General features: G+C 70.1%; 9 protein-coding genes and 4 pseudogenes. 8 read left to right on the top strand and 5 right to left on the bottom strand.

Annotation, left to right across the window (positions count from 1 at the left end; all coding sequences use genetic code 11):
* Positions 1 to 425: 425 nt before the first annotated feature.
* The 3 genes and pseudogenes from ACFXPL_RS33335 to ACFXPL_RS33325 all read right to left on the bottom strand — a co-directional run bounded on the left by ACFXPL_RS33335 (position 426) and on the right by ACFXPL_RS33325 (position 2,674).
* A complete protein-coding gene (locus tag ACFXPL_RS33335; protein ID WP_384926695.1) occupies positions 426 to 965 on the bottom strand; it encodes an AAA family ATPase in 540 nt (179 codons plus the stop codon).
* 69 nt (positions 966 to 1,034) lie between these two features.
* Positions 1,035 to 2,153: pseudogene (locus ACFXPL_RS33330) on the bottom strand (IS630 family transposase).
* A 77-nt stretch (positions 2,154 to 2,230) separates the two neighbouring features.
* Positions 2,231 to 2,674, bottom strand: coding sequence for a winged helix-turn-helix transcriptional regulator (locus ACFXPL_RS33325; protein WP_384926693.1), 444 nt, complete (start codon positions 2,672 to 2,674; stop codon positions 2,231 to 2,233).
* 171 nt (positions 2,675 to 2,845) lie between these two features.
* On the opposite strand from ACFXPL_RS33325, the pseudogene ACFXPL_RS33320 reads away from it, so the two are divergent.
* From ACFXPL_RS33320 to ACFXPL_RS33290, 7 genes and pseudogenes are all read left to right on the top strand, one after another.
* A pseudogene (locus ACFXPL_RS33320) lies at positions 2,846 to 3,565 on the top strand (alpha/beta fold hydrolase); the annotation flags it as partial.
* Positions 3,566 to 3,637: 72 nt separating this feature from the next.
* Positions 3,638 to 4,093, top strand: a complete 456-nt coding sequence (locus tag ACFXPL_RS33315) for a nuclear transport factor 2 family protein (protein WP_384926703.1) — start codon at positions 3,638 to 3,640, stop codon at positions 4,091 to 4,093.
* Between the two features lie 138 nt (positions 4,094 to 4,231).
* A pseudogene (locus ACFXPL_RS33310) lies at positions 4,232 to 4,570 on the top strand (DUF5655 domain-containing protein); the annotation flags it as partial.
* A 195-nt stretch (positions 4,571 to 4,765) separates the two neighbouring features.
* On the top strand, positions 4,766 to 5,455 hold the full coding sequence (locus ACFXPL_RS33305) for a GNAT family N-acetyltransferase (RefSeq protein ID WP_384926691.1): 690 nt from the start codon (positions 4,766 to 4,768) through the stop codon (positions 5,453 to 5,455).
* Between the two features lie 53 nt (positions 5,456 to 5,508).
* On the top strand, positions 5,509 to 6,501 hold the full coding sequence (dhaK, locus tag ACFXPL_RS33300; protein WP_384926689.1) for a dihydroxyacetone kinase subunit DhaK: 993 nt from the start codon (positions 5,509 to 5,511) through the stop codon (positions 6,499 to 6,501).
* A gap of 92 nt (positions 6,502 to 6,593) precedes the next feature.
* Complete coding sequence (gene dhaL, locus ACFXPL_RS33295; RefSeq protein WP_384926687.1) at positions 6,594 to 7,247, top strand: dihydroxyacetone kinase subunit DhaL; 654 nt, start codon at positions 6,594 to 6,596, stop codon at positions 7,245 to 7,247.
* Complete coding sequence (locus ACFXPL_RS33290; protein ID WP_384926685.1) at positions 7,244 to 7,651, top strand: PTS-dependent dihydroxyacetone kinase phosphotransferase subunit DhaM; 408 nt, start codon at positions 7,244 to 7,246, stop codon at positions 7,649 to 7,651. The genes dhaL and ACFXPL_RS33290 overlap by 4 nt, the downstream gene beginning before the upstream one ends.
* A gap of 183 nt (positions 7,652 to 7,834) precedes the next feature.
* Here ACFXPL_RS33290 and ACFXPL_RS33285 read toward each other — a convergent pair whose 3' ends face one another.
* Together ACFXPL_RS33285 and ACFXPL_RS33280 are read right to left on the bottom strand one after the other, a co-directional pair.
* Positions 7,835 to 8,827, bottom strand: a complete 993-nt coding sequence (locus ACFXPL_RS33285; RefSeq protein WP_384926683.1) for a M56 family metallopeptidase — start codon at positions 8,825 to 8,827, stop codon at positions 7,835 to 7,837.
* 176 nt (positions 8,828 to 9,003) lie between these two features.
* Positions 9,004 to 9,375, bottom strand: a pseudogene (locus ACFXPL_RS33280) (BlaI/MecI/CopY family transcriptional regulator); the annotation flags it as partial.
* Between the two features lie 210 nt (positions 9,376 to 9,585).
* Between ACFXPL_RS33280 and ACFXPL_RS33275 the strand changes: the two are divergent.
* A complete protein-coding gene (locus tag ACFXPL_RS33275) occupies positions 9,586 to 10,161 on the top strand; it encodes a TerD family protein (RefSeq protein WP_384926701.1) in 576 nt (191 codons plus the stop codon).
* Positions 10,162 to 10,189 lie beyond the last annotated feature (28 nt).

Here is a 10,189-nt window from a genome sequence, read left to right as displayed (position 1 = left end):
ACATCACAGCGATCAGCTCAGCAACAGTCACCCGGCATGATCACGAGTCATCGTGATCGACATCTTGGATTTCACGGAACTCGCGACAGAGCCTGAGATGCCCAGGCGGGTGGCCGTTGGAGGCCCAGGCGGGTGGCCATCAGAAAGCCAGGCGTGCGGCCGGTGGTGTTCCTGGGGTGCGGGTTAGTTCAAGAGGACCACTCTCTTCCCGGCGAGAGCCTCGGCGAGGCGATGCGAATCCCCGGTGGTGGTCACGAGATGAGCGTGACGCATGAGGCGATCGGTACTCGCGCCCGCGAGGGTCTTCGGCGTGATCGTGTCGAAGCCCGAGGGGTGGATGTTGCTAGTGCTGTGACCGTGAACGTTCACCAGCATGGGAAATGATGGGTTTCCCGTCCAGTTAGGGCCGTGGTGTCGCCGTCAGTTCATCGTTGAGCATCGGCGATGAGAGCGTCGACCTCTTTGGCGAGGGCGGTGATGTCGACGGTCTGGGCGGTGTCGGCGATCAGAGCGTGCCCGTCCAGTCCGAGCGGTCCTGGGTGGGCGGCCCAGACAGCGACGTGGTCGCTGATTTCCTCGCGGGTAAGGTCCTGGTCGAGGTGGCCGGGGTGGCGTTTACGTGTCCGGAACCGTTCAGCGACAAGTCCGGTATCGCAGTCGCAGAACACCTCGACCAGCTGGGCATCGAGTTGGCGGAGCCGGGCGGGGGCGGCGTCGCGGTGCCACCAGTTGACGAGGACAGCTCGCCCGGCGTCGGCAGCGAGCGCGAACAGGATGTCGTCGCTGGCCCGGCTCAGTCGGCAGCGCCATGCCCGATCGCCGATGCCGAGGGAGTCGTAGAGCGATTCCAGGATCACGTCTTTGTCGATGACCGGCAGGCCGAGTTCCGCGGCAAGTCCGCGGGCCAGGGTGCTCTTGCCGCTGGCCGGCAGACCGGAGACGATCACGAAGGCGTTGCCGATCACCACGTCAGTGTGTCGCAGCCCGTTTTCCGGGCTGCCCGCAGGGTGAGGCCGACGCTGCTTCCGTTCCGCTCAGGCCGCTGTTGGCAGTGGCCTGCCGCCCCAGCGGATGGCTTTCTCGCTGCGGACGCGGGCACGTTCGCGTCGCTGGGCGGCCAGGACGTCGGGGTGGCGGGCGTTGTTGTTGCGCCAGCGCAGGTAGGCATGCAGGGCACAGGTCCGGACGGTGTGGTTGGGGTGGTGGGAGTTGGCGAGGGTGAACTGCCGCAGGGGTCCGAAGTGGGCCTCGATGGGGTTGGCCCAGGACGCGTAGGTAGGGGTGAAGCACAGCTCGACCTTGTTCTTGGCCGCCCACCGTTTCATCCGCCAGTTCGTGTGGGCGGAGAGATTGTCGAGGATCACGTAGATCGGGCCGCCCGTCCGGACGGGCGGCCCGGATCGTTCGCATGGCTGCCCAGGTGTGGTCGATGCCCTTGCGTCTGTGGTTGACGCCCCACATCTGGTCGTCCCGACGGAGTAGCAGCCGTGGAAATAGTGAGTCCGTGGGTGCGCCGGAACGTAGCCGGCAGCCGGTCGGGGCGGCCTTGTTCGGCCCAGCAGGAGCCGGCTGTCGGGCGGATGCCCAGCGGTCCGAACTCGTCGAAGGCGAAGGTGCGGTCGGGACGTTCGTTGATCGCGCACTCGACGCGGGCGAGCGTGGCGTCGAAGTCCGGGTCCGGGGACTCCTTAAGGTCTTCGTGCGCTGGAAGGAGACCCCGTGGCGGGCCGGTAAGCAGCGCAGGGCCTCCCGGCCGATTCGGACGGGCCGGGTGGTGTTCCTGCGCAGGTGATCGGCGAGCTTGCGGATCGACCAGCGGGTGAAGGGCTGGCCGAGTTTGGCCGGTCGGGTGGTGGCCGTCGCCACGACGAAGTCCTCGTCGTCACGGTTGAGCAGGCGGGGACGGCCTCCCGCCCAGCGAGGGTTCAGGCATGCGAGCCCGATCTCGTCGAACTTGTGGATCACGTCACGCACGTGTCCTCGTCCGCCTGCACCAACCGCGCGATCACCGGGACCGCGCTGCCGCCTGCCGAGGCCAGCAGCATCATCGCCCGCCGGAACCGCACCGAGCTGGTACTGCTCCGCCGCACGACCTGCCGCAGTTTCTGCCCCTCCTGCTCGGTCAGCCCACGAACCCGGACCGGTTGCGCCATCCCGCCTCCCCACTGGTCCGGGAAAGCATTTCCAACCAGCACCACGAGCAACCCGGCGAACCTTCCCGGTCAGAGCACTAGCCGGTAACCGGGCGGACTTCCGCCTCGCCGTTCCCGGACCGGTCCCCGGCCGGGACGGGCGGGGTGTCGGCGCGGGTGTCGTATCGTGCTCGGGCGCTGTCGACGTCCGCCAAGTGCTCGATGGTCCACTCCAGGAGAGGCACGGTGGCTTCGCGGAGCGTTCTGCCCAGCGGGGTCAGTTCGTAGCTGACGTGGGGCGGCATGACGTTGTGGATGGTACGGGTCACGATGCCGTCCCGCTCCAGGCCGCGCAGGGTCACGGTGAGCATGCGCTGGCTGATCCCGTCGATGCCCCGCTTGAGCTCGGTGAAGCGGCGCGGCCCCTGGCTGAGGTTGCACACCACCAGCAGTGACCACTTGTCCCCGACCATGGCCAGGACGACGCGGCTGCGGCCCCCGTTCCGCCGCCCCGGCCGCGGCTCGCTGTCCGTCGCGCCCATCGTTACCTCCAGGGAACCGCGGCACCGCAATGTGCCTTATTGCCGGGACGCCGTTGAGCGCACCATCATGATCGTGGTTCCCGAAGAGTACCGGGATACGAATGGTAACCGCCACGGTTCCGTGCGCCCCGGCCGCGCCCCCTCACCCCGAGAAAGAAGACCGCTCCAAGCATGTCAACATTTCTACTCGTACACGGTGCCTGGCACAGCGGACGGACCTGGGAGCGGGTGACCCCGCTGCTGGAGGCGGCCGGACACCGCGTACTCGCGCCGTCCCTGACCGGCTACGGCGACAAGGCGCACCTGCTCGGCCCCGAAGTCGGGCTCGATACCCATGTCGACGACATCGTCGGGCTGATCGACGAGGAGAACCTCACCGACGTGGTCCTCGTGGGCCACAGCTACGCGGGCGCGGTCATCTCCTCCACCGCCAACCAGGTCCCGGACCGGATCGCGCACCTGGTCCACGTCGACTCGATGGTCCCGCAGGACGGCGAGAGCGTGGTCGACGCCCTGCCCCGCCTACAGACGCTGATCGACCTTGCCGCGAAGTCCGACAGTCCCTGGCGCATTCCGCCGCCCCCGGAACAGCCCCCGCCGCTCGGCCTGTTCGGGATCACCGACCCCGCCGACATCGCCTGGCTGCGCACGATCCTCTCCGACCACCCGGTGCGCTGCCTCCGGCAACCGGTCCGACTGGACAACCCGGCCGCGAACGCCATCCCGCGCACCCACATCCGCTGCGTCGACGTCAATGCCGAGGGCCTCACCCTGCCACCCGTCCCCCCGGTACAGCCGGGCGGCTTCCCGGCACGGGTGTGGAATCTGCCGACCGGCCACGCATGCATGGTCACCATGCCCCGCGAACTCAGCGAACTGCTCCTCAAGGCAGCCGATCACAACTCACCAGCACCCTCGGGCCGCGAGTACGACGCGGCACCCCGGACAGACTTGGAGCAGACCATGCCTACCGAACCGATGCCGAGCCACCAGGCTGTCGGGAATCTGATCGCGCGTTACGCCGAACTCGTGGACGACGGCGATTTCGCGGGACTCGGCGACCTCTTCGCCGATGCCACCCTGACAGCCGGCGGCGAGCCGGTGAGCGGCCGTGACGCGGTCGAGAAGCTGTGCCACGACATGATGATCGTCTACGCCGACGGCACACCGCGAACCCAGCACGTCACGACCAATGTCACCATCGAGGTCGACGAACAGGCGAACACGGCCGTCTCGCGTTCGTACGTCACCGTGCTGCAGGCACTGCCCGGTCTGCCGCTGCAACCCATCGCCGGGGGCCGGTACCACGACCGCTTCGAGCGCCGTGACGGGCAGTGGCGCTTCGCGGAGCGACGACTGCGCATCCACCTCGTCGGCGATGTGAGTCACCATCTGCGCCAGGCCGCCGCACAGCAGTAGTCCCCGGACCACGATGGCAACTCGCCATCGCAAGGCGCCAGGTCGTCCTCATACTGGGTCATATATGGACGATCCGGCAACATAGCGCAGCGCCGTGCCAGCCCGTCACGTGCCCCCGGTTACTGGAACATGCTCCTAGCAGGTGCCGGCCTCGTGCCGGAGTGCCTGCGGGACCTTTACGCGGAACTGGACGACGCGCTCACGACGTGGGGCGAGGCCGAGGTGGCGCCGTTGTGGCACTACATCGCCTACCGGCGGCTGGTGAACGTTGCATCGGTGATCTTCCATCCGAAGTACGAGGCAATCCTGGTCTATCTCAGACTCGCCCCGGACACCGTCACATTGAAGGAGGGCTTCACTCGGGACATGGGCGGTATCGGGCACCTGGGAACCGGGGACCTGGAGGTGCGTCTCGCGTCGGCAGCCGACCTGGAGCGGGCAACTCCGCTGATCCGCCGAGCATTCGAAGCAGCCTGACCCGTAGACGGCCACTCCGGCAATCCCCTGCAAGCGCCGCGCCGCAGGTGAACGACGCCTCCTCGCCCGTCACCCGCCGGTCCGGCGAAGCGATGAGATGCCTCCCCGTAAATAATTTCGAATTGCCGGAGGCTGTATCTGTCGCGGTGCGGGCCGCTCACCAATCCCGCAAGGGCGAGGTTGTGGAGGCTGGCCATGCCGAGCGTAGCGTGGTGGACGCCCTTGCCTTTGAGACAGCAGTCACGGAGATTTTCCAGGTTTACATGCGGGCGAAGACGTGCTCGACGCCGGCGGACCTGCTTATGGGACGTGTTGTGCGCCTGCTTTCCGTCGGGCAGGTCTTCGCCTTTTCTTCGGCGGTCCGGCCAAGCAAATATCACCCACAGCCACCATCCGTCGGGGAGGGGGCGCGGCCTGGCTACCCGGGCGCTCCTCTTCGTGTCCCATTACACGGCCAACGAGGGGAGGGAAGAGGCGGTAATCCAGGTGGCGCCGGAGAATCCCGCATCCACCGCAGTCGCACGGCGGGCAGGATTCGCCCCCGGCAAGCAGCCACACAGCAAGGACGGCACACAGTTCCACTGGTACATCCGGGACCTGCGCGTCGCTCCCCAGCAACGACCAACAGTTACCGGACAACCCTCAGCCTCGCTTGAAACACATCAGAGCCACGTTCACCTCGCCACCCGATCTCGCCGTAGGCCGTGCCACCTGGCCGGGTTCGATCGATACTGGAAGGGGCGGCAGCCCCGCCGCGTCGGACCACCTCACAGGGAGCTGATGATGTATCAGAAAAGTCAGCATGAGGTCAGCATCGGTACCGCCGGACCCCGCTTCGAAGCCCCGGACACCGCCAAGATCACAAAGCACCCGCACACACCCTGACCTGCAAAAACGCCGGTCAGAGGCACATCTGCTAGCCCACCTAGGAGATACCGTTGAAAATGCTCATCAATGTGCCGGAGACCGTGGTCGCGGATGCTCTGCGGGGCATGGCCGCCGCACATCCCGAGCTGTCCGTCGATGTCGACCGCCGCGTGGTGGTACGTGGCGACGCGCCCGTGGCCGGGAAAGTGGGGATCGTTTCCGGGGGCGGGTCCGGGCATGAGCCGTTGCACGGGGGGTTCGTCGGGCCCGGGATGCTGGCCGCCGCCTGTCCTGGTGAGGTTTTCACGTCTCCCGTGCCTGATCAGATGGTGCGGGCCGCCGCTGCCGTGGACAGTGGGGCCGGGGTGCTGTTCGTCGTCAAGAACTACACGGGCGACGTCCTGAACTTCGACATGGCCGCCGAGCTGGCCGAGGACGAAGGCATCCAGGTCGCGAAAGTGCTGGTCAACGACGATGTGGCGGTGACCGACAGCCTGTTCACCGCCGGGCGGCGCGGTACAGGGGCGACGCTGTTCGTCGAGAAGATGGCGGGCGCCGCCGCCGAGGAGGGGGCGCCGCTGGAGCGGGTCGAGGCGATCGGGCGGCGGGTGAACGAAGTGTCCCGGAGCTTCGGGGTCGCCCTCAGCGCCGTCACCACGCCCGCCAAGGGCAGCCCGACCTTTGATCTGCCCGACGGCGAGCTGGAACTGGGCATCGGCATTCACGGGGAGCCCGGGCGCGAGCGGCGCGCGATGATGACCTCGCGGGAGATCGCGGACGTCGTCGTGCACGCCGTACTGGACGATCTGCGTCCTTCGGGCCCGGTGATCGCCCTCGTGAACGGCATGGGCGGTACGCCGCTGCTGGAGCTGTACGGATTCAACGCCGAGGTCCAGCGGGTGCTGGGCGAGCGGGGCGTGGCGGTGGCCCGTACCCTCGTCGGCAACTATGTGACCTCGCTCGACATGGCGGGCTGCTCGGTCACCCTCTGTCAGGTGGACGAGGAGCTGCTGCGGCTGTGGGACGCGCCGGTCGAGACCCCCGCGCTGCGCTGGGGCCGCTGAGCGCCCGTCACCACGGTGACGGTTCGCGGTGGAGCGGGGCGGGCACGGCAGGACAGGGACGTGGGGAACGTTCCACGGGGTGAGGAGAGCACGTGACTGACGAGACAGCGGAGCGCACGCTCGACGCCGGCTTCTTCCGGCGCTGGCTGGGGGTGGCCGCGGCCGGTGCGGTGGAGCAGGCCGCGGACCGGCTGACGGAGCTGGACTCGGCCATCGGGGACGCCGACCACGGCAGCAATCTCCAGCGCGGATTCCGGGCCGTCACGACCGGGCTGGAGGAGGAGGCGCCCGCCTCGCCCGGGGCCGTGCTGATCCTGGCGGGACGCCTGCTCATCTCCACCGTGGGCGGCGCGTCCGGTCCGTTGTACGGAACGCTGCTGCGGCGTACGGGAAAGGCGCTCGGGGAGGCCGCTGAGGTCACGCCTGCGGAGTTCGCCGAGGCGCTGCGGGCCGGGGTGGCGGCGGTGGCGCAGCTCGGTGGGGCCGCGCCCGGGGACAAGACGATGATCGACGCGCTGGAGCCCGCGGTCGAGGCGCTGGGTGCGGCGCCGGTGTCGGCGGGCACGTCGTTCCGGGCGGCGGCGGAGGCCGCCGAGCGGGGCGCGGTGGCGACCGTACCCCTCCAGGCGCGCAAGGGCAGGGCGAGCTATCTGGGCGAGCGCAGCATCGGGCACCAGGACCCGGGCGCCACGTCGTCCGCCCTGCTGATCGCCGCCCTCGCCGACACGGCGGAGGCGGCCCGATGAGTGCCGGACAGCAGGTGGGGATCGTGCTCGTGTCCCACAGTGCGGCGGTCGCCACGGCCGTCGCCGACCTCGCGCGGGGGCTGGCGGGCGGCGGTGTCGCGCCGGTCGCGGCCGCGGGGGGCACGGAGGACGGCGGGCTCGGGACCAGTTCCGAGCTGATCTCGGCCGCGGCGGCGGAGGTGGACCGTGGTGCGGGGGTCGCTCTGCTGGTGGATCTGGGCAGCGCCGTGCTGACGGTGAAGGCGCTGCTCGCCGAGGGTGACGAGCTGCCGGAGGGGGCACGGCTGGTGGACGCGCCGTTCGTGGAGGGAGCGGTGGCCGCGTACGTCACCGCCTCGGCGGGCGGGGATCTGGACGCGGTGGTGGCCGCGGCCGCGGAGGCGTACCAGTACCGCAAGGAGTGAGCCGTATCCGTACGGAATTCGCCCCGGGCCGGGGATACGGCGTGTACTCGTCGTGATCCGGGCACCCCGCCACCGGAGTACCGAGGCTGGGTGCGGCGCCGCTCGGGCCGGTCGTGCCCGTGCTGTCGACGCCGCGGGCCGGTGGCCGGCCGAAGCGCGCTCCAGAGGGGCGGGAGCGCGCGTTCAGAAGGGTGTGGCCGCCTGGAGCACGAGGAAGAGGGTGACCATGGCGTTCGCCGAGGACAGGGCGGAGCCGACCGTTCCGGCCGCCGCGGCCCAGACGGCCAGGCCCACCGCGGTACGCACCGACGGCCAGTGGACGGCCGACGGCGCGGGCCCCAGCAGCGCGGCCACCCGGCGCGGGACGGGGCCGGGGCTCGGCGCGGCGAACCCGGCCAGCGTCGGCGCCGGGGTGCCCCGGGAGACGAGCGCGGCCTTGCCGATGGCGCGGGCCACGACCGTGCGCTCGCCGGTCACCCGCGCCGCGTCCTCGTCCGCCCAGCGCTCACTGGTGTAGGCGACCGCCGTACGCAGCGGGCGCAGCAGCGGGTTGGCGCGGGCGGCGAGCCGTACGGTCAGCAGGAACCGGTGGTGCCGGCCCGCGAGGTGCGCCCGTTCGTGCGCGATCAGGGCGTCCCTTTCCCGGTCGTCGAGGCAGGCGAGCATCCCCGTGGACACCACGATCCGTCCGCTTCCGCCGGCCGCCGCGCCCGTACCGTCCCCGTCACCCGCCCCGGTACGGGACGGCCCGGGGCCCGGGAGCGCGTAGGCGTACGGTGCCTCGTCGGCCAGGACGGCCAGCTCGCCGCCGGGCAGACCGGCCAGGGCCTCCTGCGCGCGGCGGCGTACGCGCCGGTGGCGCCAGGCCGCGTACCCGCAGGACACGGCGACCGCGGCGAGGGCGGCGATGGCCGCCTTGCCCGCTATCTCGTCGTACGGGACCGCCTCGCGGACCTCGGGGTCCGACCAGGCGTCGGGCAGCGGGTTGCCGGGGAGTTGCGCCGTACCGACGACCATCAGCAGGCCGAGGCAGAGCGTGCTGCACACCGCGAGGACGGCGGCGAGCGCGGACAGCAGCCGGGTGGCGACCCGGGGGTGCAGATGGAGTTCGGCGAGGCGCGCGACGGGCAGTGCGGTCAGCGGCAGTACGAGCGGCAGAAAGACGAACATCCCCATCCCGGTCAGCCCTCCGCCCCGCCCTCGGGAAAGCCGTCCCCGTGCGTGAAGCCTCCGGGTGTGAAGCCTCCGGGTGTGAAGCGTCCTGGTGTGAAGCGTCCGGGTGTCATGTCTCCGGGGAAGCCGCCTCCGGGTGTTCCGTCCCCGGGAAAGCCGCCGACGGGGAAGCCGTCCTCGGGGAGGGCCAGCAGATCGCGCAGCAGCCGTTCGTCGTCCGGCGAGAGCGTGGTGACGAAGCGGGCCAGGACGGCCTCGCGGTCCGTCTCGCCGTCGAGCACCTTGCGCATCCGCAGGGCGGCGAGCCCGGCTTCGTCGGAGGCCGCGCGCCACTCGAACGAGCGACCCGCGCGCTCCCGGGTGACCGCCCGTTTGGCCTGGAGCCGGGTCAGGATGGTCATGACCGTCGTGTACGCGAGGTTCCCGCCGATCCTTTCCTGCACCCAGGCCGCGGTGGCGGGACCCGGGGCCTGCCGGAGCGCGGCGAGGACCTGCGCCTCCAGTTCGCCCTGGCCGCGCCGTCGGGGGCGCTCGTCAGGACTGCCGTGCACGGTCACCGTTGTCTCCCTCCGGCCGCGCGGACGCACCACGGGGCGAGCGGACCATGCTACGGAGCCGGTGACCGGCGCCGCCCGGCCGGGCCCCCGTACCGGGGCGGACACCGGCCAGGAGAGCGGGCCGGATCTCGCTCCCGTTCGCTTCTACACTCCTGTAGATTTTACTTCCGCATGACCGATTCAGCTCAGCTCAGGAGGAGCAGCGTGGGAGTTTCCCTGTCCAAAGGCGGCAATGTCTCGCTCAGCAAGGAGGCACCGGGCCTGACAGCGGTCCTTGTCGGCCTCGGCTGGGACGTCCGGACGACGACCGGTACCGACTACGACCTCGACGCCAGCGCCCTGCTGTGCGAGGAGTCCGGGAAGGTCGCCTCCGACCAGCACTTCATCTTCTACAACAACCTCAAGAGCCCGGACGGCTCCGTCGAGCACACCGGCGACAACCTGACCGGCGAGGGCGAGGGTGACGACGAGACCGTCAAGGTCGACCTGGCCAATGTGCCGGCCCAGGTGTCGAAGATCGTCTTCCCGGTGTCGATCCACGACGCGGAGAACCGTGGCCAGAGCTTCGGTCAGGTCCGTAACGCGTACATCCGGGTGGTCAACCAGGCGGGCGGCGCCGAGCTGGCCCGCTACGACCTGAGCGAGGACGCGGCCACGGAGACGGCGATGGTCTTCGGCGAGCTGTACCGCAACGGCGCGGAGTGGAAGTTCCGCGCGGTCGGCCAGGGGTACGCCTCGGGTCTCTCGGGCATCGCCGCGGACTTCGGCGTCGGGGTCTGACACCGGTGCCGGCCCACGGCCGGCACCA

Origin of the sequence: Streptomyces sp. NPDC059092, assembly GCF_042756365.1 — a bacterium.
Taxonomy (GTDB): Bacteria; Actinomycetota; Actinomycetes; order Streptomycetales; family Streptomycetaceae; genus Streptomyces.
The sequence above is the reverse complement of the archived record's forward strand: the minus strand, read 5'-3'. Positions and strand labels throughout refer to the sequence as shown.